At 37.7% G+C, this 24,378-nt stretch carries 26 protein-coding genes; 10 read left to right on the top strand and 16 right to left on the bottom strand.

What is annotated here, in order from left to right; translation table 11 throughout:
* The first annotated feature begins 87 nt into the window (after positions 1-87).
* The 3 genes from CA265_24010 to CA265_24000 all read left to right on the top strand — a co-directional run bounded on the left by CA265_24010 (position 88) and on the right by CA265_24000 (position 2,360).
* Positions 88-837 carry a hypothetical protein gene (locus CA265_24010; GenBank protein ARS42559.1) on the top strand — a complete coding sequence of 250 codons (750 nt, stop codon included), beginning with the start codon at positions 88-90 and terminating at the stop codon, positions 835-837.
* 203 nt (positions 838-1,040) lie between these two features.
* The gene (locus tag CA265_24005) at positions 1,041-1,457 is read left to right on the top strand and encodes an OsmC family peroxiredoxin (protein ARS42558.1); all 417 of its coding nucleotides are present in this window, start codon (positions 1,041-1,043) and stop codon (positions 1,455-1,457) included.
* A gap of 129 nt (positions 1,458-1,586) precedes the next feature.
* Positions 1,587-2,360, top strand: coding sequence for a hypothetical protein (locus CA265_24000; GenBank protein ARS42557.1), 774 nt, complete (start codon positions 1,587-1,589; stop codon positions 2,358-2,360).
* Between the two features lie 131 nt (positions 2,361-2,491).
* On the opposite strand, the gene CA265_23995 is transcribed toward CA265_24000, so the two are convergent.
* Together CA265_23995 and CA265_23990 are read right to left on the bottom strand one after the other, a co-directional pair.
* A complete protein-coding gene (locus tag CA265_23995) occupies positions 2,492-4,132 on the bottom strand; it encodes an NAD+ synthase (protein ID ARS42556.1) in 1,641 nt (546 codons plus the stop codon).
* 48 nt (positions 4,133-4,180) lie between these two features.
* Positions 4,181-4,864: a hypothetical protein gene (locus CA265_23990; GenBank protein ID ARS42555.1), complete on the bottom strand. Its 684-nt coding sequence runs from the start codon at positions 4,862-4,864 to the stop codon at positions 4,181-4,183.
* Between the two features lie 30 nt (positions 4,865-4,894).
* Between CA265_23990 and CA265_23985 the strand changes: the two genes are divergently transcribed.
* From CA265_23985 to CA265_23970, 4 genes are all read left to right on the top strand, one after another.
* Positions 4,895-5,929, top strand: a complete 1,035-nt coding sequence (locus tag CA265_23985; GenBank protein ARS42554.1) for a gliding motility lipoprotein GldB — start codon at positions 4,895-4,897, stop codon at positions 5,927-5,929.
* Between the two features lie 66 nt (positions 5,930-5,995).
* The gene (locus CA265_23980; protein ARS42553.1) at positions 5,996-6,766 is read left to right on the top strand and encodes a patatin; all 771 of its coding nucleotides are present in this window, start codon (positions 5,996-5,998) and stop codon (positions 6,764-6,766) included.
* 315 nt (positions 6,767-7,081) lie between these two features.
* Positions 7,082-7,876: a peptidase M12 gene (locus CA265_23975; protein ARS42552.1), complete on the top strand. Its 795-nt coding sequence runs from the start codon at positions 7,082-7,084 to the stop codon at positions 7,874-7,876.
* A 74-nt stretch (positions 7,877-7,950) separates the two neighbouring features.
* Entirely contained in the window at positions 7,951-8,868 is a 918-nt protein-coding gene (locus CA265_23970; GenBank protein ID ARS42551.1) for a hypothetical protein, read from the top strand.
* Here the strand turns inward: CA265_23970 and CA265_23965 are convergent.
* The 4 genes from CA265_23965 to CA265_23950 all read right to left on the bottom strand — a co-directional run bounded on the left by CA265_23965 (position 8,865) and on the right by CA265_23950 (position 12,832).
* A complete protein-coding gene (locus tag CA265_23965; protein ARS42550.1) occupies positions 8,865-9,581 on the bottom strand; it encodes a 2-phosphosulfolactate phosphatase in 717 nt (238 codons plus the stop codon). The two genes, CA265_23970 and CA265_23965, sit on opposite strands and share 4 nt — an antisense overlap.
* An 82-nt stretch (positions 9,582-9,663) precedes the next feature.
* A complete protein-coding gene (locus tag CA265_23960; GenBank protein ARS42549.1) occupies positions 9,664-10,743 on the bottom strand; it encodes a glycine cleavage system protein T in 1,080 nt (359 codons plus the stop codon).
* A gap of 255 nt (positions 10,744-10,998) precedes the next feature.
* Entirely contained in the window at positions 10,999-12,201 is a 1,203-nt protein-coding gene (locus CA265_23955) for a glycosyl transferase family 4 (GenBank protein ARS42548.1), read from the bottom strand.
* Positions 12,202-12,223: 22 nt separating this feature from the next.
* Complete coding sequence (locus CA265_23950; GenBank protein ID ARS42547.1) at positions 12,224-12,832, bottom strand: ribonuclease HII; 609 nt, start codon at positions 12,830-12,832, stop codon at positions 12,224-12,226.
* A 122-nt stretch (positions 12,833-12,954) separates the two neighbouring features.
* On the opposite strand from CA265_23950, the gene CA265_23945 reads away from it, so the two are divergent.
* The 3 genes from CA265_23945 (at position 12,955) to CA265_23935 (ending at position 14,645) form a co-directional block, all read left to right on the top strand.
* Positions 12,955-13,296: a hypothetical protein gene (locus CA265_23945; GenBank protein ARS42546.1), complete on the top strand. Its 342-nt coding sequence runs from the start codon at positions 12,955-12,957 to the stop codon at positions 13,294-13,296.
* Positions 13,297-13,384: 88 nt separating this feature from the next.
* Complete coding sequence (locus CA265_23940) at positions 13,385-14,017, top strand: hypothetical protein (GenBank protein ID ARS42545.1); 633 nt, start codon at positions 13,385-13,387, stop codon at positions 14,015-14,017.
* Between the two features lie 97 nt (positions 14,018-14,114).
* The gene (locus CA265_23935; GenBank protein ID ARS42544.1) at positions 14,115-14,645 is read left to right on the top strand and encodes a hypothetical protein; all 531 of its coding nucleotides are present in this window, start codon (positions 14,115-14,117) and stop codon (positions 14,643-14,645) included.
* Between the two features lie 89 nt (positions 14,646-14,734).
* Here the strand turns inward: CA265_23935 and CA265_23930 are convergent, their stop codons facing one another.
* The 10 genes from CA265_23930 to CA265_23885 form a co-directional block, all read right to left on the bottom strand.
* Entirely contained in the window at positions 14,735-15,817 is a 1,083-nt protein-coding gene (locus CA265_23930; GenBank protein ARS42543.1) for a glutamine cyclotransferase, read from the bottom strand.
* Entirely contained in the window at positions 15,795-16,160 is a 366-nt protein-coding gene (locus tag CA265_23925) for an endonuclease (protein ID ARS42542.1), read from the bottom strand. The genes CA265_23930 and CA265_23925 overlap by 23 nt, the downstream gene beginning before the upstream one ends.
* A 289-nt stretch (positions 16,161-16,449) precedes the next feature.
* On the bottom strand, positions 16,450-18,429 hold the full coding sequence (locus CA265_23920) for a DNA primase (protein ARS42541.1): 1,980 nt from the start codon (positions 18,427-18,429) through the stop codon (positions 16,450-16,452).
* 124 nt (positions 18,430-18,553) lie between these two features.
* A complete protein-coding gene (locus CA265_23915; GenBank protein ID ARS42540.1) occupies positions 18,554-19,213 on the bottom strand; it encodes a G-D-S-L family lipolytic protein in 660 nt (219 codons plus the stop codon).
* Between the two features lie 17 nt (positions 19,214-19,230).
* Positions 19,231-20,799: a serine hydrolase gene (locus tag CA265_23910; protein ID ARS42539.1), complete on the bottom strand. Its 1,569-nt coding sequence runs from the start codon at positions 20,797-20,799 to the stop codon at positions 19,231-19,233.
* Positions 20,800-21,053: 254 nt separating this feature from the next.
* Positions 21,054-21,995: a hypothetical protein gene (locus tag CA265_23905; protein ID ARS42538.1), complete on the bottom strand. Its 942-nt coding sequence runs from the start codon at positions 21,993-21,995 to the stop codon at positions 21,054-21,056.
* Positions 21,996-22,114: 119 nt separating this feature from the next.
* Complete coding sequence (locus CA265_23900; GenBank protein ID ARS42537.1) at positions 22,115-23,299, bottom strand: N-acyl-L-amino acid amidohydrolase; 1,185 nt, start codon at positions 23,297-23,299, stop codon at positions 22,115-22,117.
* Positions 23,286-23,747, bottom strand: a complete 462-nt coding sequence (locus tag CA265_23895) for a preprotein translocase (protein ID ARS42536.1) — start codon at positions 23,745-23,747, stop codon at positions 23,286-23,288. The genes CA265_23900 and CA265_23895 overlap by 14 nt, the downstream gene beginning before the upstream one ends.
* Positions 23,748-23,848: 101 nt before the next feature.
* Entirely contained in the window at positions 23,849-24,157 is a 309-nt protein-coding gene (locus CA265_23890; GenBank protein ARS42535.1) for a hypothetical protein, read from the bottom strand.
* A complete protein-coding gene (locus tag CA265_23885) occupies positions 24,142-24,369 on the bottom strand; it encodes a hypothetical protein (GenBank protein ARS42534.1) in 228 nt (75 codons plus the stop codon). The genes CA265_23890 and CA265_23885 overlap by 16 nt, the downstream gene beginning before the upstream one ends.
* Positions 24,370-24,378: the final 9 nt, after the last annotated feature.

The following is a 24,378-nucleotide window of genomic DNA, read 5'->3' as shown; positions in this document are numbered from 1 at the left end:
TAAAAATACAGACTTGTATTATTTATGTTATATTTATACTGTAATCTCAATTACAGCATATTACGATCTAAACCAAAAACCTAAACTATGAAAAATCTATTCAAAAAAACTGCGCTGATTGCATTGCTATCAGTAGTCGTGATCTCATGTTCGAAAAAAAATGAGGTACCAGCCGATCTGGAAAACGAAACCACTCAAAATCAAAAAGTTCTTGCCTACATCAAAAATCTTGGATTTTCAGATGCTCAGATTGTAGAAAGCGGAGATAATTATGTTGTTGATGGCGATATCGTATTTAGCAAAAACATGGAAGTTCCTGCTGATAACGGAAAACCGATAACAGAACAGTATTATAATGGAAATATTGTAACCAATAGCAGTAATATCCGTGTTAAAATCGATCCTTCGATAAACAGCATGATCAGCGAAATCAATTCTGCAATCAACCAATGGAATACCGTACCGAACTCTAAAATCAAATTTGTAATTACAACAGGTACTGTTTATGATATTCTAATTAAAGTAGATAATACCATCGGCAGTTCAACATGTGGACAGGCTTATTTATCGACATCTAACGGTAAGGCTGGCAATACGGTTTGGATTAATAAAAACCTGATTCAAAACAACTCTTTTGCACAGCGACAAAGAACCATCACACATGAATTCGGACATACCATTTCATTTAAACACACCAACCAATCTACCACCATTAATGTACCAGGGGTTGGAGGAACCGATGCCTTATCATTAATGAACGGCGGACAATGTGGAAGTGGCGCAACTGTTTTATCAGCAAAGGATAAACAGGCAACTGCCGTATTGTACCCTTTATAATTTAAAAATCAGATAAACAACCTAAAAAGATCGTAATGAAAGGGAAGCTGTTTCTTTTGAAGCAGCTTCTTTTTTTTGGAAAGCTTATTCAAATAGGATTTAAAATGATTTTAACAAGATGATTTCTTAACAAAGAATTACCGCCATTAAACAAACATATTTTTATCTTTAGGTGTTAAACAATCTAAAAATAAAATCCAATCATGAAAAGAAATGCAACAGCCGTATGGCAAGGCTCTATTAAAGAAGGCAATGGTAACATCACTACACAAAGTACGACTTTAAATAATACTCAATATTCTTTTAATTCGCGTTTTGCAGAAGGCGTTGGCACAAATCCAGAGGAATTAATTGCTGCTGCGCATGCAGGCTGTTTTACCATGAAATTATCAGCTAACTTAACTGAAGCAGGATTTACAGCCGATAAACTGGAAACCAAATGCGAAATCAACCTCGATCCATCTAAAGGTGAAATTGTAGAATCACATTTGACTCTAACTGCTTCTGTTCCGAATTTAACACAGGAAAAATTTGATGAACTGGTAGCTGATGCAGAAAAAAACTGCCCGATCTCTAAATTATTAAACACCACGATTACTGTTGATGCTACTTTAGCATAAATAAAATAAATTTTCTTTGTCATGCTGAGTTACGAAGCATCTGCACCTAATCTCAGCATGACAACTTGTTCTCCATTGCAGCTAAAAACATAAAATTTTTCATAACTTAGTTTTATAAGCTAAGTTAACATGAAAAGATCTCTCTTATTTTTAGGCACTGTTTTATGCTTAAGCAGTTGTATCACTTTAAGTAGTAAAAATGAAAATGCCTTTAGTACAGCTGCTAATGTTGAAGATGCTAAAACTAATGCTATAGGCATTGACACTACTTCTGAGCAGGGTTTATTTCATGTGGCCAGTTTTGATGAAGATGTGGCGACAAGGAAGCTTGCCGTTAGTAAAATAAACAATCAGGCAAATCTATTTCATATCGCCAGTTTTAATGATGATGCAGAAGTAAGGAAAATTGCGGTTGAAAAAATGGATAATCAAGCCAATTTATTTCACATTGCAAGCTTTGATGACGATGGGGCAGTAAGGAAAATTGCGGTTGCAAAAATGGATAATCAAGCCAACTTATTTCACATTGCAAGCTTTGATGGCGATGGTGCGGTGAGGAAAATTGCGGTTGGAAAAATGGATAATCAAGCAAATTTATTTCACATCGCGAATTTTGATGACGATGTTGCAGTAAGGAAAATTGCGATTGCAAAAATGGATAATCAAGCAAATTTACTTCACATTGCAAACTTTGATAAAGATGTTGCGGTGCGGAAAATTGCGGTTGGAAAAATGGATAATCAAGCAAACCTATTTCATATTGCCTGTTTTGACGGTAATGCAGAAGTGCGAAAAATTGCAGTTGGTAAAATGAACAATCAGGCAAATCTAAACCACATTATCGCTTTTGAAAAAGAAAGTGAGGTTAGGCAACTTGCATTAAGTCAACTCAATCGCAATTAATCAATTGGCAGTTTTCAGTTGGCAGTTCACAGTTTGTAGTAATCATTAGTTAAAACGGTTGGACCATACAACCATTTAGCAATCCCAACAATTAAACAATTAGCAAGTTCAACATTCTAACCTTTCAACCACTACGCCATATATTTCCCTACAATCGGCATTCTTCTGCCCATACCAAAAGCTTTCGGCGATACCCTTAAAATAGGTGGTGTTTGATAACGTTTAAATTCTGCAACATTAACCATTTTCAAAATCCGCAGTACCAATGCCTCGTCAAAACCCTGAGCAATAATGGCTTTCGAGCCCTGTTTCTTTTCGATGTGCTGATATAATATTTTATCGAGAATTTCATATTCAGGTAAGGAATCAGAATCTTTTTGATCAGGCCTTAACTCTGCTGATGGTGGTTTAACAATGGTATTGATCGGGATAATTTCCCTTTCTTTATTAATGTACCTCGCCAGCTCAAAAACCTGCATTTTATACACATCGCCAATTACCCCAATGGCGCCGCACATATCGCCGTACAAGGTACCATAACCCACTGCGCACTCACTTTTGTTCGAGGTATTTAATAAAATATAACCGAACTTATTACTCATGGCCATATTAATAATGCCACGGATACGGGCCTGGATATTCTCTTCGGCTAGGTTGAAAGGCAGCCCTTTAAAAGCCGGCGCCAATATATGATCAAAAGCTTCGGCAACTTCTTTAATGGGCACAATTTCGTGCATGCAACCAATGTTATTAACCAAATCTAAAGCATCCTGAACCGAATGGTCGGAAGAAAATTTAGAAGGCATTAAAACGGCCATTACATTCTCCGGGCCTAACGCGCGACAAGCCAGGGCGCAAACTACAGCCGAATCAATTCCACCAGACAGTCCTAAAACGGCTTTACTGAAACCAGATTTCCTGAAATAATCTTTTATACCTAAAATTAACGCATCGTGAATCTGCTCAATATCGGTTAATCTTTCAGATTGGGGATATTTGTTGCGCACATTTTCAACCTCTTCCAGATCAAAAACCTGAAGGTCTTCTTCAAAATACTTCATTTCTGCTTTCACAGCTCCATCAGCATCGAAAACCAAAGAGCCACCATCAAAAATAATCTCGGTCTGTGCACCAACCTGGTTTACGTAAAATACCGGCAAATTATATTTCTTTGCATTATCGCCCAACACCTTAATCCGTTCATCATCATGGGTATAAGAGAATGGGGATGCCGCAATGTTAATCATCACATCCGGCTGCTCCTTAATCAACTCATCCATCGGGTTAGATACATACAGTGGATTATCGTTGATATTCCACAGGTCTTCACAAATGGTTAGTGCAATTTTTTTACCCTTAAAATCGATACAATTAAACTGTGTGGCGGGTTCGAAATAGCGGTATTCATCAAATACATCGTAAGTTGGCAACAGTGCTTTTTTAACCACTGCTTTAACTTTTCCCCCTTCGATAAAATAGGCTGCATTAAACAAATCTTTTCCTTGTAATACCTCGTTTTTAATTGGGAGGCCAACAATACAAGCAATATCGGTACAATGTCTGGCAATTTCCTGTACAGCGCTTTCGCACAATACAATAAACTCATCAAACTCCAAAAAATCTCTTGGCGGATAACCACAGATAGCCAGTTCGGCAAAAACTACCAAATCAGCACCTTTATCTTTCGCCAATTGAATATTTTCGGTTATTTTTTTTGTGTTGGTTTCGAAGTTTCCGATATGGTAATTGAGTTGTGCTAGCGCTATTTTCATGGTTAATGTATCAAGTAGTAAGTAAAGGTATCAGGACAAATATCCAGATTAAAAGAATACGCCGAAATTAAGCGCCAAATAATGATTTCTAACATCTCTGGCTTTATCAGTTACAATATTTGTGAAACCGTTATTAAAAGTTAAACCGGCCACAATGCTGGTATTGTTCGAAATATCAAATTCGCCACCTCCACCGATAATTAATCCGGCGCGGTAAAATTTGGTGTAATCGTTAATCTTCTCATTGCTTAGTTTAACGCCCGCTCCAACAGCATCCTGCTTTGCGCCTAAAAGAAACGAATTGGATAAACCAAACTGGCCATACCAGCGTTTACCGTCTTCTTTTATCGTTTTTAGTTTGACCGTTAAAGGCAGCTCCAGGTATTGAAGTTTATATTTCAAATCGTAAGCTACCGGCACCGCCGTACCACCCGCATTAGGCGTAGGCCGCATAATGTTTGAAGGATCTACCTCTGTACTCTTACCGTTTATAGTGGTAACCGTTAAGGCAGTAGAAAAACTATAATTCGGGGCAAAATTAAAATCGCCCATTAATCCGTAAGAAAAGCCCAAAGCTATTCCATCTGTTTTTCCCTGCTCAGGTTTAATCCAGCCAAAAGTTGGGGTAGCGGTTAAACCTAATCTAAAGCCATAACTGGTTAAAGGTGAGTTTTGCGCCCATGCGCCAAAACTTAAAACAGACAAAATTAAAATGGTTGATATTCTTTTCATGCTATAGGTGTTTATATATATTTGTTGTACATGATGTATAACGTAAAACACTGGCAAATTTATCTAATTTTTCTTTTTGCCATCACATTTATTTCCTGCAGGCAAAACAACAGGCCCGATGTAAGTAATATACAGCTAAACATCAAAATCGAAAGATTTGATAACGAGCTGTTTGCAGGGAAAAACAAAAATGTAATTGAGGTAGATAAACAGCTTGCTTCAAAGTATGGCATGTTTTATTACGATTTTATCCACCAGATTCTAGACAGTAAATATTCGAATACCGAATCGTTGACCAATTTATACCACGACCAAGCCTATACCGATTTGAGCAAAGAGGTAGATAGTGTTTTTCCAAACTTAAAGTCACAGGAAGAGGGATTGACCGAAACTTTCAAATACATTAAGTACTATTACCCGAAAGCGAAGGTTCCAAAATTTATTTCATTTGCTTCAGGTTTTGCTTACCAAATGCCAGTGGGCGATAACTACTTGGGTATTGGCCTGGACATGTTTCTGGGTAAAGACAGCAAATTTTATAGGGCTATTGTTCAAAGTGTACCCTTATACCTTTCGAGGAGGTTTGCACCTGAATATATTGTGCCACGCGTAGCCGAAACCTACGCCCACGAGGAACTTTTTGCAGAGCCTGACGACAATAGAACCCTGTTATCTAAAATGATCTTCCAGGGAAAGGTTTTATACTTTCTTGATCAGGTTTTGCCCGAAAACTTAAGCGATTCTACCAAAATCGGATATACTCAACAGCAATTAGAATGGGCACAAAATTTCGAAGGAGATATTTGGGCATATTTTTTGGAGAACAATTACCTGTATGAAACTGATTACCAAAAAATCCAGGTGTTTTTATCTGAAGGACCTTTTACCCCGGGTTTAGGTGAAAACAGAGATTCGGCACCAAAATTGGGTGTATGGATGGGTTGGCAAATTGTTAAAAAATATATGAAATCGCATCCTGATGTTACTTTGCAACAGTTAATGGCAGATAACGATGCGCAGAAAATTTTAAATCAATCGAAGTATAAACCGAAACAACAGAAATAGTTTTCGGTTGGCAGTGATCAGTTTACAGTTAACCGATTAACCAATTCAAACCATTAACCCAAAAGAATGAAAGTTGGCATTGTATTATCAGGCGGAGGCATTAGGGGAATAGCACATTTAGGCGTTTTAAAGGCCTTTAGCAATTTGGGGATTACCTTTAGTCACATTAGCGGAACAAGTGCAGGAGCAATAGCCGGAGCCTTTTTTGCTGCTGGTATAGATCCCGAAGAAGGATTAAATATTTTCCTTAAAACAAAACTCTGGCGCTTTGTACGCCCGGCAGTAGGTTCTTTAGGCTTAATTAATATTGAGAATACCGCTTTAATTTTAAAGGAATATTTTCCTGAAGATTCGATTGAGAAGCTTAAAATACCTTTAACCATTGCTGCCGTAAACTTTAGCGAAGGCCGGTTGGTTTATTTTACAAAAGGACCGCTTATCAGGGCTATTCATGCCTCCAGCTGTATTCCCGGCATTTTTAAACCCATTATGATTGATGGGCAGATGTATGTGGATGGCGGTATTTTAAATAATTTTCCGGTTGAACCTTTGATGGATGAATGCGATTTTATTATCGGCTCGTCTTGTAACCACCTTAAGCCGGTTGATAAAATTACAGGTATTACCAATTTAATGGGGCGTGCAGGTATAATGTCTATCAACCATGATATGGAAAGAAAAGCAAAATTCTGTAATGTGTTAATCGAACCAAAAGGATTAGGCGCCATTAGTACGTTCGATATGAAACGTGCTGAAGATATTTATTGGCTGGCACACGAAGAAGCCCTGATTACCATTAAAAACAGTCCGACAATTTCTGAATTAATTAAAAAGTAAAAGCTACTCCAAATAATAGGGCTTTCAAAAATGTAATTCTACAACTACACATAAATAGAAAATATTCATCAAAAATATAGTGTAAAACATACACTTATGCAATAAAAATATTACAATTCTCTTGGTGGTAACATATTAATATTTTACTTTAGGATTATACTTCGCAAATACGAAGGAATAAACCTAAAAGTCTATCTATGTTTTTCAACCTAATTATTCTTTTCCAAAGAAGAAGAATTCCTGTTTTTACCATTTTCTAACTTGATTTTCAGTAAAAACAGATCATTAATTTTTTTACCTAAAAAAACCTAAAACATGAAATTTTTAAAATCAAATAAAACCCTATTAACAGCCCTTGCGCTAACCACAGTATTATTCGCTTGTAAAAAAGAAAGACCAACAGAAACAGCAGATTTAGAAAAACCAGAAACAACTGCTGTTAATCCGCTTGGTAATATCCAGATCTGTACCGAAAGATCTTTAGATGGTACTACCCCTAGGGGCGCCGTTCTAAAATCAACAAAATGGACTCCGGGAGCCACAATTAAAGTGAGTTTAAATGGAAGCACGGCAGCTATCAGGGCCAAAGTTATCCAATATGCGAAAGCATGGGAACAATATGCAAACATCAAATTCAACTTTGTAACAAACGACAATACAGCCAAAATCAGGGTAAGTTTTGTGAGTGGAGATGGATCTTGGTCATATATTGGAAAATCAACACCTAGTACTGGTGCAACCATGAACTACGGTTGGTTAACCTCAAGTACAGCAGATTCGGAATATAGTCGCGTGGTAATCCACGAATTCGGTCATGCCTTAGGATTAATCCATGAGCACCAACACCCATTAGTGGCCATTCCCTGGGATAAACCTGCTGTTTACGCTTATTATGCTGCAGCGCCAAATTATTGGACCCAGGCAGATGTAGACAATAATTTATTTGCAAAATACAGTACTACACAAACCAATTATAGTGCTTATGATAAATATTCCATCATGCACTATTCAGTTCCGAATGAATTAACCATCGGCGATTTCGAAGTGGGATGGAATACCGTATTATCACCTACTGATAAATCATTTATTGCTTCAGTATATCCATTTTAGAAAATAAAATAATTACACATAGTGGTAATATTAGCCATTATGTGTATTTTTCTGCTATAAAATAAAAAATAGATATGCTGATTGCTTTGCGGATTTCATTTGTCAAACCATTTTTAACCTGTTTAACCCTCCTTCTATTTTACATAAGTGCATTGGCGCAAAACCCATCTCCTAAATGGGAGTTAAAACCTTATTTTGGTATTCAGCAATCTAAATTTGATTGGTCTATTGCCGGTAATGCTGCCGGAACCAGTCCGAATGTATTATCAGAACTGATCTGGAAAAACATTAAAGGACCGAGTTATGGATTAGACATCAAATACCATATCACCGACCGGCTCAGTATTAAAGCCGCCAACCAATACAGCAACATAACTAAGGGTGAAGCAGAAGATACCGATTACGCAGACGATAACCGGCAAAGTGCATTTTATTTTGACCTGCTCAACGCAAATAAAGGTTATTTATACAATGCCGATTTACAGCTCAGTTACCAACTATTAAAGTTTGGGCAATTTAACATTAATCCAATTGCCGGGCTCTCCTACCAGCAGCAAAAATTTCACCTGTTAGAAAGTGCAAATAACCCTGAAAGCAAAGGTTTAAACTCTACTTATGAAGCACGATATAAAGGTTTCGATTTCGGAGCAGAATTTGTTCTTAAAACGCAGAAATTTAGTGTGGGCGCCACGGTTTTAGGTGGTTTTTATACTTATTCGGCAAAAGCCAACTGGAATTTAATACCCGATTTTGCAAAACCTGTAAGCTTTACGCATAAGGCAAATTCCTTTGCATTAAGTGGTGATATTAATCTGGCTGTACCATTAAACAAAAGTTTACGGTTAGGACTTAACTACAAGATCAATAACATCAACACGTACGCTGGCGTAGATAAAGCCTATTTTAATAGCCGGCCAACTGAGGAAACTCAATTTAATGGTGCAAATTTTAGAAAAAACGCCATATTACTAGGCTTAAATTTTAGCTTTTAGCTTCTTAAGGCCACTAAGCGTTCGCCTTCCAATACCGGAATGGTTTTGCAAAGATTGAGCTGCAAACAGAAAACAACATCTTCTTCTATATTCAACTGCGCCAGGCGATGGCTATGTGATGATTTGTGAAGGTATTTCCTTAAATCTGATTTAGCTAAGGCATACAAATCTTCTGCAGCCACACTGGAATCATCAAAATGTTCGAAATTTTGACGCAGGTTATTCACCACTGCACCAGCAAAAAGGGTATCTTCTAAATTAAACTGATCTTTCCATCCCGCACAGAGCAAAAGCACATTTTTATCCTGGCTTTTCAAATATTCGCAAAGAAAATCTAAATTCAGGAAAGATCCAATTACAACCTGATAGGCTCTTTTTTGTGCCAAATGTAAGGCTTTGGTGCCATTGGTTGTAGTTAAAACAACCGTTTTTCCGTTTACTTTCTCATGGGTGTAAGAGAATGGCGAATTGCCGAAATCGTATCCCGCTACCACTTCTCCATTTCGTTCTGCTGCCAATAAAAATCCGCTATCGCGATAAGCTAAACAATCTTCCACATTAGCTACAGGAATAATCGCTTCAGCGCCATTATCTATCCCGTAAGTAATAGATGAAGTGGCTCTTAAAATGTCGATCACGACCACAATACTCTGTTCTATATCGTACAAGTCGATTAAGGCCGGAGTTAAACAAACTTCTATTTTTTTTGACATGTAAAGGGAGGTGAAAGGTGAAGGGCAAAAGGTTTAAGGTTATAAGGATCTGCCCTCCGCCTTAAACCTTAAACCCCAAGCCTTATTTATAAAAAGGAAACTTAACCACTTTAGCCTTAATTGGCGTATTGCGGATTAAAATAAAAACTTCAGTTCCTTCTTTAGTGAAATCTTTTGCGATGTAGCCCATACCAATTGCTTTTTGCAATGAAGGTGCCTGGGTACCAGAAGTTACTTTACCAATGATATTTCCTTCGGCATCAGCAATTTCATAATCATGACGCGGAATACCACGATCGATCATTTCGAAACCAACCAGTTTCTTTTGAATACCAGCTTCTTTTTGTGCCAATAATGCTTCTGAATTGGTAAAAGATTTAGAAAATTTTGTAATCCAGCCTAAACCAGCTTCTATAGGTGAAGTGCTATCATCAATATCATTTCCATATAAACAGAAACCCATTTCTAAACGCAAAGTATCGCGGGCACCTAAGCCAATTGGCTGAATGTTGTATGGTGCACCTGCTTTAAAAATCGCATCCCAAATTTGATCAGCATATTGGTTTTCGAAATAAATCTCGAAACCACCAGCTCCGGTATAACCCGTTGCAGAAATCACTACGTTATCAACACCAGCGAAGGTACCTTTAACGAAAGTATAATACTCCATTGATGCCAAATCAACATCAGTTAATGTTTGTAAAGCATCTGCTGCTTTTGGTCCCTGAATGGCTAAAAGCGAAGTTTGATCAGAAATATTGTGCATTTCAACATCTTTCGAGTTGAATTGTTGAATCCAGTTCCAGTCTTTTTCTATGTTAGAAGCATTTACCACTAACATATAGGTTTTATCGTCTATTTTGTAAACCAAAAGATCGTCTACAATACCACCATCTTTGTTCGGCAAACAAGAGTACTGAACTTTTCCATCATATAATTTAGCAGCATCATTACTGGTTACACGTTGAATAAGATCTAATGCATTTTCACCTTTAAGAATAAATTCGCCCATGTGGCTTACATCAAAAACACCTACACCATTACGAACAGTTGCATGTTCGGCGTTAATACCTTCGTAAGTAACAGGCATATTGTAACCTGCAAATGGAACCATTTTAGCGCCTAAAGCGATGTGTTTTTCTGTTAATGCGGTGTTTTTCATCCGTAAATTTTATATTTTATGATAATGAAGCGATTGTAATTTATTAATCCTTAATATGATGATTTCATCTTTATTCTTCGTGGGGCAAAACTACTAAGAAAAAGACAAAATTTTGAGGTTAATTTTAAGGAGTTTTTTAGAAGACTGCTTATCGTAATCGTCATGCTGAACTTGCTTCAGCATCTATTTAAGAGATTTCCAGCGTTGACAATTTTTCTTTCCAAGTGCATAGAAAAGTTGTCAACTCTTATATACTTACGCGCTCACCAATTCTTCGTAAATCTTCAGCATTTTACTGGAAATTAAATGCACGCCGTGGTCGGTTTCGACCGTTTTACGGGCGTTCTCTCCTATCTCTACCCAACGCTTAGGGTTGATGATGCATTGTAAAATGGAGCGATAGAATTCATCTGCAGAATCAGCAATTAAAATATCGTGCCCATGCCGGCAATTAATGCCCTCTGCAGCGGTAGTTGTAGCAATAATGCATTTTTTCATGGCCATGCCTTCAATAATTTTCACCCGCATGCCGGTACCCGAAATTAAAGGAACAATCATAATCGCCTTCGAATTCATAAATTCTACGGCATCGAAAACCTCTCCTTCTACAATCAGGTTTTCAGAATCGTATTCGAAGAAATGTTTCTGCATGTTTTTCCCCGCAATATAAAAACGCAGGTCTTTATTCAGTTTTTCAATATCGGGCCAGATATCATCCAAAAACCATTCTAATCCTTCCTGATTTGGTCGCCAATCCATCGCACCCAAATGAAAAAGTGTAGGGAAACTGGTTTTGGTTTTATCTACCTTATATTTTTCCAGATCGATGGCAACAGGAAAAACCGACATTGGAATTTCGCAGCCAAACCTCAATATACTTTGGCGGTCGGGCTCGGAAATGGCAAAAATCTGGTGAAAACGGTTAATCTGATCCGTTTCATACGCTTTAAGCCGTTGGGCTAAAAAAGCTAGGTATTTGCGCCGAATGAGAAACTTTTCTGAATGAGAAAGACGTTCCCACAAAGTAAACTCTATGTTATGCGCCCGGTAAATCAGCTTTGCATTGCTATTTGCCTTAACCACATCCAGATAAGGCACGACAAAGAGTCCTTCAAACTGGATGATATCAAACACATTTTCGCGCAGGAGATTTTCTAACTGCCGCGCAGCATCTTCGCTATAGTACCTGGAAACATTATAGGATTCGTTGGTGAAAATATTAAAAAATGCCGACCACACATTTACATCGGTATCTAAATCGTAGGTGTGGTATTTAATCTGTTCAAAAATAGGATCGTATATATCTTCGATATCAATCCGTCCTTTTGTGGGGTTGAGGCTAAACAAAGTAATATCTGCACCAAGTTGCAGTAAACCTTTTATGGTATTATAAACCACAATGGGATAACCACTATTTGGCGGAAAGGGAACCCGCTTAGTAATCAACAGAATTTTCACGATGTTGTGAAAATACGAAATTTTAGGCGTTTTTTGAAAACAGTTCTAACTGAGGATCGCTCACATTAAAAGTTTTGCGGTGAAAAGGCGATAGGCCCATTTCGATTACGGCTTTACGGTGTGCAATGGTTGGGTATCCTTTATTCTGTTGCCAGTTGTAATGCGGAAAATCGAGATGCAGGTTGGTCATGTATTCATCCCGGTGCGTTTTTGCCAATATAGAGGCTGCAGCGATATTTAAATATTTACCATCGCCCTTAATAATGCAGCTATGTGGAATTTGCGGATAGGTTTTGAAACGGTTGCCATCAATGACCAGGTATTGTGGCTGGGTATGCAATCTTTCGATCGCCCGGTGCATGGCCAGAAAAGAAGCATTTAAAATGTTGATCCGGTCTATCTCTTCATGATCGCAAGAAGCAACCGCCCAGGCCAAAGCCTCCTGCTCTATAATGGGCCTCAGTAAAGCCCTTTGCTCGTGAGATAGCTGTTTCGAATCGTTTAGTCCTTCCAGTACAAAACCTTTTGGTAAAATAACCGCCGCAGCAAAAACAGGACCAGCGAGGCAACCTCTTCCAGCTTCATCACATCCGGCCTCTAATAATTCTTCCTGATAGCAGTTTAACAACATGTTGCAAATTTAAAGAATAACGTCAGATTATTGAAAATTGGTTGATAAAGATGTAATTTAGTTTTGAACACGACTAAATCAAAAGGAATCAAATTTGTTTCAACAGACCATACAACTGAATTATGAGAGCATATAATGAAACCTTAGCCCTTCGCGTGGCCGAACGGTTGATGCATATAGCCGATGTAGAAGAAAAACTAATGTTCAGCGGACTTGTTTTTATGGTTAATGGCAAAATGTGCCTTGGTGTTTCTAAGAATAGCTTAATGGTACGGCTCGATCCAAATAGTTTAGAAAGCCTATCACATAAAGATGGCTGGCAGCAGATGATTATGGGCGACAGACCAATGAAGGGTTATATCTCTGTATCAGAAGATGTTTTGGGCCGGAATGATGAACTCGATTTCTGGGTTAAGCTTGCCCTGGCCTTCAACCCCTTTGCCAAGGCATCTAAAAAGAAATGATCACACAAAAAAGTTATTGCCTCATCCCTCTTCAAAAACTAGCAAGAGCCATATTTTTTGATTAATTTTATCTTACTAATCAAATATTATGAAAAAACGGGCTTTTATAGCAGTATGTCTGCTATGCATTTCATTTACCATTCAAGCTCAGGTTAAAAGAACCAGTACATCAACAGAAACTAAGGAAACAAATACGCAACCATTAAGGGTTCAGGCACCGGAAGGACATTATTGTGATTACTGTAAATTAAATTATCCTGAATCGCATTTCCCTTGTCTCATGAAGTCTATTAAAGGCAAACTAGATGTAGCCACGGGTGAAGTCAGTTTTGTGGCGGGGCAACCAATAGGCGGTATTGTAGTGAAAGGCGGCAAAAACCCTGGAGACCATACCATTACACTAGTGACGAATCAGAATGGGGAAATCGAATTTAACAACGCCAGCGCAGGGAATTATAAATTTATCATTTCAGTACCTGCTACTAATCCCAAATCGCGGGTAGCGGGATCACCAATTGGTGGCATAATTGTGAAAGGTGGCAAAAATCCTGGAGGAAGTTTAATTACGCTAATCACGAACGAAAATGGTGAGATAGAACTTAATAACCTTGCTGTGGGTACGTATAAATTCACCGCTTTAGGTGCTTCTGCAACAGAAAAAAGTAATCCTTTATACAAATCGAGTTATTCGGAAAAGGTAAACCCTTTATATAAAAACTAAAAACGTTAAATTTACGCTACCTTCCATTTTCTGGCACTATTATGGAATCTTTCAATTCTGTGCATCTTTAAATTGTTACACATTTAAAACACACATTATGAAACGTTTAAATTTAATATTGAGTCTAGCACTTCTTTCGCTTGGATTTCAATCTTTTGCCCAAACCAATAAGGAAACTACAGTAAAAATTGTAGCAGATAAAAATTATACTTTTGTTGCTAACACTGCCCTGCCGATGTCGAACAACGACATTAGCAGAGTATTGGCCATGATGCCGGGTAGTCAGGGTGGTTCTTCTATCAACCTATCGGGTTCGCAATACGATGTTAGGGTTACCAAAGACAGTATTGTTGCTTATCTGCCTTATTATGGCAGATCTTTCTCTGCCCCGATGGATCCTACACAGGGTGGTATTAAATTTACTTCAAAAGATTTTACCTATACGGAATCGAAGAATAAAAAAGGATCGTACACAATCCAGATTAATACAAAGGATGTGAAAAGAGAAAATTATCGGTTTACGATAAACATTTCAACCAATGGGTATGCCTCATTAACGGCAAGCAGCATGAATAAACAACCCATTATTTTTAATGGTTATTTAGATGAGCCAAAGAAACAGGATTAGAAGTTTGTCATCCTGAGCCTGTCGAAGGACTTACTTAAATTCATAGTAAGGCATTTCGACAAGCTCAATGTGACATATCGAAAATTAAATTATTTCTTAATCAACTCAATCTGAAAAATATGTGGCCATTTTTTACCGGCAACAAAAAGTCTTTTGGTTGCTTTATCGTAGGCGATACCGTTTAACACATTATTGGCCTTTGCATCGTCAGTTTTAAAATAATCTGCAGGCAACAATCCCGATAAATCAATCTTGCTTTCCACAGCACCAGTTGCTGGATTAATAATCAGGATCTCGTTGGTGGTATAAACATTTGCATAAATTTTTCCATCGATAATTTCCAGTTCATTCAGATTTTGAATTGGCCCTTTATGATCAAAAACATCAATTGATCCAATTTTCTGATAGGTATCTTTATTCAGGAAAAAGATGGTGTTCGAGCCATCGGTATTCAATACTTTCTCACCATCAAAAGCCAGACCCCAGCCTTCTCTGCCAGTGGTGTACGAAAATTCGGATAGTTTTTTAAAGCTTGCTTTATCATATACAAAACCAACTTTCTCGCGGTAAGTTAATTGAATAATCTTGTTGCCGATTACCGTTATGCCTTCGCCAAAATACTGTTTATCCAAATCTGTTTTCTGAAGGATTTTACCAGTTGAAGGATCTACTTTACGCAAGCTGGAGTGGCCATAATCGCCGGCACTTTCATAGAAAAAGCCATCATGATATTCTAAACCTTCTACATACGAAGAGGTATCGTGAGGTAAGGTTTTAATCACTTTGTAAGTATATTCAACAGGCGCCTGGGCAGCCAATACATTAATATTCGAAGTTAAATCTTCCGACTTTCCGGCGCCAAATATTTTGGCCGTCAACAGGTGATTACCCAATTTTAAACCTGCGGTTTTAAGTTTGATGGCAGAAGTATCTGCTTTTGAAGCCACTTTAAGTGTATTGATCAGGTAAACGACAGAGTCTACTTTTTGTTCAGCTCCAAACTGTACTTTCACATCAAATTCGCTTCCTGAGGGCACATTGAGGCCAATCATTGGAGAAAGAAAGCTACGGTATGTTGTGGTAGAACTGTCTTTACAGGAACTTACCAATGCAAGTGCAATTCCGATAAACAGGAAATTTTTAATGGGGTTAATCTTCAGGCCAAAACGCATCTTCTATATGGTTTAAATTATAATTTTTATTCTTTGTAAATGTAATGGCAATAATATCAAAACGGATATCGTTTTGATGGTTCATTATTTCAATATAAGCATTAGCGGCTAATTCCATCTGAATTTGCTTGGCTTTGTGCACAAATTCTTCAGGTTCGCCAAAAGCAACCGAGCTACGTGATTTAACTTCTACGAAAACCATGATGCCATTTTTATAAACAATCAAATCCACCTCCGCTTTGCCATAGGTCCAGTTTTCATCTAAGATCTCATAACCTTTATCCACCAGATAATGCTTTGCAATATTTTCTCCTTCTTTACCTAAATCATTGTGAAATGCCATGAGTGATTAAATATTGGAGTTTGATTAATATTTTACTACAATGATTGCTTTTAGCTTCTTATTTAGGTCGATCGTCATGCTGAATTTATTTTATTAGCCATTTCTATTGTTTTTTAATGGTCTAATAGCTACTTCGTGGTCAGCATCTTTCATACTATTAAGACCCTGAAATAAATTTACTTCGTAGCTTTCCACTGCGCTACAGGTCAGGGTGACGATACTATAGTAACGTATGAAGTAAAATTACTTAAAGATAAGCGATCATTACTTGCTACTAATTATTCCGTCATTATTTAACAATTACAGAACCCAGAAACTTAGAAATTTCCCTTTCCACACCTTTAATTACGCCATAACGCTGCATTAAAATCATTTGGTTATCCTCGTTCTTTTCTTCCTTTATCTCTTTCAACAGGTTCATCAATATCTTTTCGACTTTACGTTTTTTAAGGTGAAAAATACCGCCTAAAATAGTGGCTTTTAAATTCATCGATTCATCCTTCACATAAATAAGGTGTTTATTTAACCAGTTTTCACTTAAAGCATACTCTGAGGTTGAAAGTGTAATGGCCAGATCGGCAATATCCCTATCCTCATGTTTAACAAAATGGTTCGATGTAGGTAATCTGCCGTTGTCGATTTCTGATTTATAATAATCGATAATTCTTTTACAAAGTGGATCATCAAATTCTACATCACTCAGGTTCTGCATGATGAATGAACCGATGTACATATCATCAATTTTATCCCAGTTTACAAATTCGTGCCCGAAAGCCAGTAACAAACGTACAATTTCCTTTTCCTGATGTTCATTTTCTTCTACAGGTGCCTCGTGACCCATCGGGCCTGCGCTATCATCCCATAAATCGTCGGGTGGACCAAGCGGCTCCGGCGGACCAGAAGAATAGGGTTTCGGACTTGCTGATGGATTTGCCCGCTGATTATTATCAAAACTTTTCTTAAGCTTAGCCGAACGCATTTTATTGAGTTCGCTCAGTAAAATATGCTCATCGATTTCAAGTAAGCTGCTACACTCACGGATAAAAACAGAAGCCTTAATGGGATCAGGAATTTTGGCAATACTTTCTACAATATCGCGGATAATACCTGCTCTTTTAATCGGATCATTCCCTGCATCTTTAAGCAGCACATTCGCCTTATACAGAATAAAATCTTTTCTGTTCTGTTCGAGATAAGTTTTAAAAGCGCCTGCCCCAACATGGTGCATATAAGAATCGGGATCGTGGCCATCGGGAAAGGAAACGATTTTCACGTTCAGGCCTTCTTCCAAAATCATATCCAAACCACGAAGTGAGGCTTTAATCCCCGCAGCATCGCCATCAAATAAAATGGTAATGTTCTGGGTAAAACGCCCGATCAGTTTAATTTGCTCTACCGTTAGCGAAGTACCCGAAGAGGCCACCACGTTTTCTATTCCGGCCTGATGTACCGAAAGCACATCGGCGTAACCTTCTGCCAAGTAACAGTTATCCAAATCGCGGATGGCTTTTTTAGCATGAAATAAGCCATAAAGTACATTCGACTTATGATAAATTTCACTTTCAGGCGAGTTTACATATTTCGGAACGTTTTTATCTGTTTTTAGCGTTCTACCACCAAAACCAATAATCCTGCCCGTAAAGTTATGGATCGGAAACATTACCCGACCCCGAAAGCGATCATAAATTTTTCCGTTATCGTTTTTGATCGATAATCCGGTAGCTTCTAAAAACTCTAATTTATGGCCGGCGTTAGTTGCGCTCTGGGTCATGGCATCCCACACATCGGGAGAATAACCTACCTCGAATTTCTTCAGGATATCTTCTCTAAAACCACGTTCTTTAAAATAGCTCAGGCCTATTCCCCGGCCTTCGTCGGTTTCCCAGAGCTGTTTTACAAAAAATGCAGCGGCATACTGCGAAACCACATAAAGGCTTTCTTTGGCACTCTGTGCTTCGGCATCCTGAGGGCTTAATTCGGCTTCCTCAACTTCTATATTGTATTTATTGGCTAAAAATTTAAGTGCTTCCGGATATGAATATTTTTCATGATCCATGATAAAGCGCACTGAATCGCCTCCTTTACCACAACCAAAACACTTGTAAATGCCTTTAGTTACGGATACGTGAAAGGAAGGGGTTTTTTCGCCATGAAAAGGGCAATTACCAATTAAACTGGTTCCGCGTTTTTTTAAGTGCACAAAATCCCCAACTACCTCCTCAATACGGGCGGTATCCATTATCTTATCTATCGTTTCGCGGTTGATCATATACGCACAGCTCTTTCCTTCTTATTTAACCACAAAGATAACAGAGAAAAAACACAAAGAACACAGAGAAAATTTCTTTGTGTTCTTTGTGGAATACTTTGCGTACTCTGCGGTTTAAAACCTACTATTTTACCAAAGGCAATAACTGATCAGCAACCAATTTATTACCTGTTTCGTTTAAGTGTACTCTATCAACGGTTAAAATGCCTTTTTCTTTATCTTCGGGATTATTTTTCGCTTCGTATTCTGCAAAAATTTTCCTCAAATCGCATACAGGAAGATTATTTTTTGCGGCTAATGTTCTTATCCCTTCTGCATATTTATTTAAATCGGCATCCAACTCATTGGTACCATCTTTTTTCTCCCCAACAACCGATGGGGTAACCAATACCACCTTACTGCCCACACCCTGAATTTTATTGATTAAAGCCTGGTAAAACTTTAAATATTTATCGTAATCGGTTCCGGTATGGGATGATTGTTTATGCCAGACATCATTAATACCGACATAAATTACCACTAAATCAGGCTTCTTATTTAATACATCATCCTCTAAACGCAGGTATAAATCGTAAACTTTGTTGCCGCCTATCCCAGCCCCGATTACATCGTATTTGGTAGAATCAAGCGATTTTTTGATCAGGGTTACATACCCATTTTTAGAAAGGCCCTGTTGGGTAATCGAATCGCCAAAGAAGATAATCCGTTTTGGTTTAAATGTCATTGATGTTAATGCAAGTAAGCAAAAGCTTAGTAAAATACTCGTTTTAAATAATGTTTTCATTGTATAATTGATTAGTATTATTTTTTATCGGTTCTTTTAAAATCCAGGTCCTGAAAATCGAAACTAAAATCGGTTAATGGCGAAATGGCTTCTATTTTAAACCCATCTGCCAAAGCATTGTTATCTAGACTAAAATTAACAAAAGCATCGGCATCTAAACTTCTATCATACCATTTTACAATAAAGGTGTTGCCCTTATAGTAAGTCATATCACCTTTTAATTTGGGGGCATTTTTTGCCTGAAAATGCATCTTGCCATTCACCTCGCTAATGCTTACATCGCCAAACCAGGCATCATGAAAAGTGCCATAATAATTTTTAGCATCTGGCTTTGCGACCGACAGTTTTTGCTGTGCTGCAATATCATTCCAAACTTTGCTCACCATTTCGTCAGCCTGTTTTTCGTTTTTAAGTCTGTTATCGTTATAGGTTTTAATCCGATCCTGTCCTTTAATACCCAGGTAGCCATCCTTAATCGAATTCGTGATCGAATTAAATGCCGCACCCGATTGTTGATTGGTTAATACAATAATGCCCAATTTCATTTCGGGAAGAATGGTTACCTGTGTTACAATTCCAGATAACCCACCAGTATGTGTCGCCTGGAAATTGCCATTCACATTACTTAAAAACCAACCTAAACCATAACTACTGAAAGCAGCCGGATTACCTCCAGCGATAATGGTTTGCGGAGTCCAAAGTTCTCTTGCTACAGCAGGACTGAATAATTTCTTATCCAATGTTTCGCCATACTTACCACCATTAATCATGGCCATCACCCATTTGCTCATATCGGTAACGTTCGAGTAAATCCCGCCAGCGGCATTTGCGATTTCTCCAAAACTTAACCCTACAGGCAGCAGTTTGCCCTGATATGGTGCATGGCCATCAATCACATTCGATTTGTCTTTTAAGCGGTACCAAGAAGCTGCCGTTTTGGTCATACCTAATGGTTTAATAATCCTGCTCTCAATAAAATCTTCATAAGTAATCCCTGAAACTCTTGCTACCACCTCTCCAGCAACAATGTACATCAGGTTATCGTAATCATATTTGGTGCGGAAAGAAGAAACTGGTTTTAAATAACGGAGGTTATGGATCAGCTGTTTTTTATCTACAGTTGACGAATCCGGCCAGATCATTAAATCGCCAGCGCCCAAACCCAGGCCACTGCGATGTGTAAGCAGATCGCGGATGGTAAATTCGCTGGTTACGTAGGCATCGTACATTTTAAACTCCGGAATTACATCGGTAACTTTTGTGTCCCAGGTAATTTTCTTTTCATCAACCAGCATCCCCAAAGCAGCAGCGGTGAAAGCCTTCGTGTTTGATGCCACACCAAAAAGGGTATGCTCATCAACTTTTTTATTGGTTTTAATAGAGCTTAATCCATAACCCTTTAAGTGGATAATTTTACCGTCTTTAATTACAGAAACTGCAATCCCTGGAACGTTAAAGGTGCTCAGCGTTTTTTCTACCACACTATCGATTTGCTTCGACGACAATACCTGTGCATGCACATGAATACCCGTAAACAATACTAAAGTAAATGATATTTTAAATTTCAAGGAAGAAAAGAGTTGCATATTGATCGGTTTAAATAATCGTTTAAAGATAATAACCTGAATTCGATTAATATTTATTCTCAATGATTAATTTTCATCCCCTCATCCCAACGCGATCGTCATGCTGAATTCATTTTACAAGTAGAATAGTGTTTTCAATTGCCTTGTAGCTACTACGTGGTCAGCATCTTCATGCAAAATAGATCCTGAATAAATATACTGCGTAGCTTTCCGCTGCGCTAAAGGTCAGGATGACGACCGCTTGCCTCAAATCCTTATTTGCCCTTTTCGAGTTTATAATCTTTATGTACGATTAAAAAACTTGCCCTTTCTTCTTTTTTGAAAGGATAATCCCAGTTACCCTGGTAAGTAATTTTGGTTGGTAATTTATCCTCTCCGAAATAGCCCATTTCTATATTCATTTGTACATCAAAATCGAACAGCATATTGCTGTATTTCATGTCGACATAACGGCCCAGAATGTTAAAATTCCGTTTATCGAAAATGGTCACCAGCTCTTTGATCATGATACCATCTTTTGTCCAGCTACTTAGGTCAGGCTTAACTGAAACCTTGAATCGATACACCGGAATAGAATCGAGATAAGTGCCACTGGTGAAACCATAATCGTAATACTGGCGCATATTGGCCGAAAATATTTCGGTTTTACTACCGATGAAAGGAACTTTTACCGGACGACCGGGATTGAAGATTAATGTTTTCAGTTTGTCTTTATAACTTTCGTTTGTTCCACCTTTTCCGTCAGGTTTTGGTGCATTCGGTACAAAGTCAGTATTGTAAGCATTCATAAAAATGTAATCGAACATTTCTACCGTATATAACTGGTATTTACCGTTTTTCTTATAAATCTTACCGGTATCCTGCTTTACCAGGTATTCCATTTTATAAGGTCCGCTGTTGTTGTGGCGGATTTTGCGGTAAATTTTTCCATCCACCTTATTCTTTTTGTCATAACTATAAATCCTGTTTTCAGCGATAAAAGTATAACGTTTCATATCCCTAAACGACTGATAAAAAGAAGTATCGTACATGACCTTTCTGATGAAAGTTTCGACATTCAACTTTTCGGCCTTAATATTTACTGCCGAATCGAGCGTAATGGTTTTAATGGTATCAGGATTAAAACGGTTGATTTCCTGAGCAAAACCTTTATTAAAGAGCGATATTAACAGTAAAAGAAAAAGTACTTTTTTCATGGAAAATGGAATAGGTAAAATGGAAAATAGACGATGGATAATGGAAAATGTGTTATGTAAGATGTCTCTCATGGACGATTTAACGCCGTTGTCCATCTTACATCCTCCACCTTACATCATTAATTCCCTAGTTGTTTTAAAGCAATATAAGCCATTAATCCTGTGGATATTTTCAAAGCATCTTCATCAATATCAAATCGTGGGGTATGTACCGAATATTGCGTATCTTTTGCTGCATTCCCAGTACCTAAACGATAAAAACAGGCATCTGTTACCTGCGAGTAGAAAGAAAAATCTTCGGCAGCCATCCAGATATCTAAATCAACCACATTTTCTTTGCCTAAAAAATCTTCGGCGAAAGCCCTCGCGTTTGCGGTTAGTTTTTCTTCATTGATTAAAAACGGATAACCTCTGTGGATATCAAAATCGCAACTTCCACCCATGCTTTCAGCCATTCCTTCGGCCATTTTTTTCATGCGTTTGTGTGCTTCATCTCTCCAGTTTTCATCCAGGGTTCTAAATGTACCTTCGATTTTTACCTCGTTTGGAATTACATTGGTCGCCCCGTTGGCAATTACCTTACCGAAAGATAGAACGGATGGTAAACGTGGATCGGCATTACGGCTAACAATTTGCTGCAGCGCAACAATAATATGTGATGCGATTAAAACCGGATCGATATTTTGGTGAGGTTGTGCACCATGACCGCCTTTTCCGGTTACAGTAACATATAACTCATCGGTTGAGGCCATGTAAATACCTGAACGGAAACCTACTTTACCAGCATCAATTAATGGCATTACATGCTGACCAACGATAGCATTAGGCTTTGGATTCTCCAATACACCTTCTTTAATCATGATACTCGCTCCGCCCGGCAACAATTCTTCGGCTGGCTGGAAGATCAGTTTAATTGTCCCTCCAAATTCATCTTTTAGCTGATTTAAAATATGTGCTGTTCCTAAAAGCGAAGAGGTATGCACATCATGGCCGCAGGCATGCATTACGCCATGGTTTTTAGAACGATAAGGTTTATCATTGGTTTCATGGATCGGTAAAGCATCCATATCCGCACGTAAGGCAATTACCTGATCGGAGGGCAGGTTACCTTTAATTAAACCTACCACACCAGTATTGGCACAGTCGGTATATTCAATGCCCCATTTTTTTAATTTATCCTTGATGAACAATGAAGTTTCGAATTCTTTGAAAGATAATTCGGGATTGGCATGGATATGTTGACGATAGCCTACTACATCATTAAAAATGTTGCTGGCCAGTTCTTGGATTTTATTTTTGATCATTACTTGTGGTGGTATCTAAACTTGGTGCATTAATTTTCTCCCTAAAAATAAACAATGTCGGGAAATTTGGTCTGAGCTCATTGATGAGGCGTTGTGCTTCCAGCCGTGTCCTAAAATCGCCCACGCGCACATAATAGTTGGGTTCTTTATAAACGAGATAGGTGTTTAATTTAGGATAAAGACCTTTAAACCTGGCTTGTTCGCTAAAAACTTCGCGCCGGTCTGAGCCATAAAAAATTTGTACGCGGTAACCATAAGCCGAAACAATCGGTTTTCCGGGTTTTACCTCGCCAGAAGTTTTATAAACTTCCAAACGTTTAGCAATTAAACTATCGATTAAAGGATCTTTTATAACCGTTACCTCTCCTTTTTGTGCAAAAGCAGTAGTAAAAAGGAACAAACAGCTTATAAAAGTTAATATTATTTTCATGTGTAAAAACCCCGGCATTTAGTGAGCAGATGAATAAAATATCATCTCCTTTCTTCTTAACAACAAGAATGCCGAAATCGTTGCAAAAATCGGCATTCTTTATGGGTTAAGCAAATAGTTTAGCGTGCAGGTATTTCAACAATTAATTTATCTGGGTTTTGATGTGTTTGCCAAATGGTGTGAATAATGATTTGAGTGTCACTAACCTCATAAAATATAATAAAATCAAAAATAATCAAACCCCTAATATTTGGATCTGAGGACTGAATCCCTAAGTTCGGATTCTTAATTACGAGTTTGATTTCTTTATTAAACCTTTTATAAAGTTTAGCAGAATATTTTTTATTCCCATTTCTATTGGCATAAAATTCAAGTATGAAATAAAGTTTAATTTTTGCCTTATGAGACCAGATTATTTCTTTAGCCATTTATTTATTTCATCATCCAGATCTGCTTGTGTTACAAACAGACCATTATCAATTTGTTCTTGGGATGAAATAATTTCTTGTTGTTGTTCGGGAGACAATTCTAAGTGTTTATCTTTTGCTGAAGTTTCAAGAATAGTAACACCAAAATCTTTTAGCATTTGTTTAACAACTGAGTTGTTTTGATCAGGAATTTTTATTGTTATTGTTTCCATAAATCAAAA

Source organism: Sphingobacteriaceae bacterium GW460-11-11-14-LB5 (genome assembly GCA_002151545.1).
In the GTDB taxonomy this organism is placed as follows: domain Bacteria; phylum Bacteroidota; class Bacteroidia; order Sphingobacteriales; family Sphingobacteriaceae; genus Pedobacter.
The sequence above is the reverse complement of the archived record's forward strand: the minus strand, read 5'-3'. Positions and strand labels throughout refer to the sequence as shown.

Excerpts from the sequence above, each read along its gene's own strand:
- CA265_24010 (ARS42559.1), top strand. The coding sequence starts at position 88 with ATGAAAAATCTATTCAAAAAAACTGCGCTGATTGCATTGCTATCAGTA.
- CA265_24005 (ARS42558.1), top strand. The coding sequence starts at position 1,041 with ATGAAAAGAAATGCAACAGCCGTATGGCAAGGCTCTATTAAAGAAGGC.
- CA265_24000 (ARS42557.1), top strand. The coding sequence starts at position 1,587 with ATGAAAAGATCTCTCTTATTTTTAGGCACTGTTTTATGCTTAAGCAGT.
- CA265_23995 (ARS42556.1), bottom strand. The coding sequence starts at position 4,132 with ATGAAAATAGCGCTAGCACAACTCAATTACCATATCGGAAACTTCGAA.
- CA265_23990 (ARS42555.1), bottom strand. The coding sequence starts at position 4,864 with ATGAAAAGAATATCAACCATTTTAATTTTGTCTGTTTTAAGTTTTGGC.
- CA265_23985 (ARS42554.1), top strand. The coding sequence starts at position 4,895 with ATGATGTATAACGTAAAACACTGGCAAATTTATCTAATTTTTCTTTTT.
- CA265_23980 (ARS42553.1), top strand. The coding sequence starts at position 5,996 with ATGAAAGTTGGCATTGTATTATCAGGCGGAGGCATTAGGGGAATAGCA.
- CA265_23975 (ARS42552.1), top strand. The coding sequence starts at position 7,082 with ATGAAATTTTTAAAATCAAATAAAACCCTATTAACAGCCCTTGCGCTA.
- CA265_23970 (ARS42551.1), top strand. The coding sequence starts at position 7,951 with ATGCTGATTGCTTTGCGGATTTCATTTGTCAAACCATTTTTAACCTGT.
- CA265_23965 (ARS42550.1), bottom strand. The coding sequence starts at position 9,581 with ATGTCAAAAAAAATAGAAGTTTGTTTAACTCCGGCCTTAATCGACTTG.
- CA265_23960 (ARS42549.1), bottom strand. The coding sequence starts at position 10,743 with ATGAAAAACACCGCATTAACAGAAAAACACATCGCTTTAGGCGCTAAA.
- CA265_23950 (ARS42547.1), bottom strand. The coding sequence starts at position 12,832 with ATGTTGTTAAACTGCTATCAGGAAGAATTATTAGAGGCCGGATGTGAT.
- CA265_23945 (ARS42546.1), top strand. The coding sequence starts at position 12,955 with ATGAGAGCATATAATGAAACCTTAGCCCTTCGCGTGGCCGAACGGTTG.
- CA265_23940 (ARS42545.1), top strand. The coding sequence starts at position 13,385 with ATGAAAAAACGGGCTTTTATAGCAGTATGTCTGCTATGCATTTCATTT.
- CA265_23935 (ARS42544.1), top strand. The coding sequence starts at position 14,115 with ATGAAACGTTTAAATTTAATATTGAGTCTAGCACTTCTTTCGCTTGGA.
- CA265_23930 (ARS42543.1), bottom strand. The coding sequence starts at position 15,817 with ATGCGTTTTGGCCTGAAGATTAACCCCATTAAAAATTTCCTGTTTATC.
- CA265_23925 (ARS42542.1), bottom strand. The coding sequence starts at position 16,160 with ATGGCATTTCACAATGATTTAGGTAAAGAAGGAGAAAATATTGCAAAG.
- CA265_23920 (ARS42541.1), bottom strand. The coding sequence starts at position 18,429 with ATGATCAACCGCGAAACGATAGATAAGATAATGGATACCGCCCGTATT.
- CA265_23915 (ARS42540.1), bottom strand. The coding sequence starts at position 19,213 with ATGAAAACATTATTTAAAACGAGTATTTTACTAAGCTTTTGCTTACTT.
- CA265_23910 (ARS42539.1), bottom strand. The coding sequence starts at position 20,799 with ATGCAACTCTTTTCTTCCTTGAAATTTAAAATATCATTTACTTTAGTA.
- CA265_23905 (ARS42538.1), bottom strand. The coding sequence starts at position 21,995 with ATGAAAAAAGTACTTTTTCTTTTACTGTTAATATCGCTCTTTAATAAA.
- CA265_23900 (ARS42537.1), bottom strand. The coding sequence starts at position 23,299 with ATGATCAAAAATAAAATCCAAGAACTGGCCAGCAACATTTTTAATGAT.
- CA265_23895 (ARS42536.1), bottom strand. The coding sequence starts at position 23,747 with ATGCCGGGGTTTTTACACATGAAAATAATATTAACTTTTATAAGCTGT.
- CA265_23890 (ARS42535.1), bottom strand. The coding sequence starts at position 24,157 with ATGGCTAAAGAAATAATCTGGTCTCATAAGGCAAAAATTAAACTTTAT.
- CA265_23885 (ARS42534.1), bottom strand. The coding sequence starts at position 24,369 with ATGGAAACAATAACAATAAAAATTCCTGATCAAAACAACTCAGTTGTT.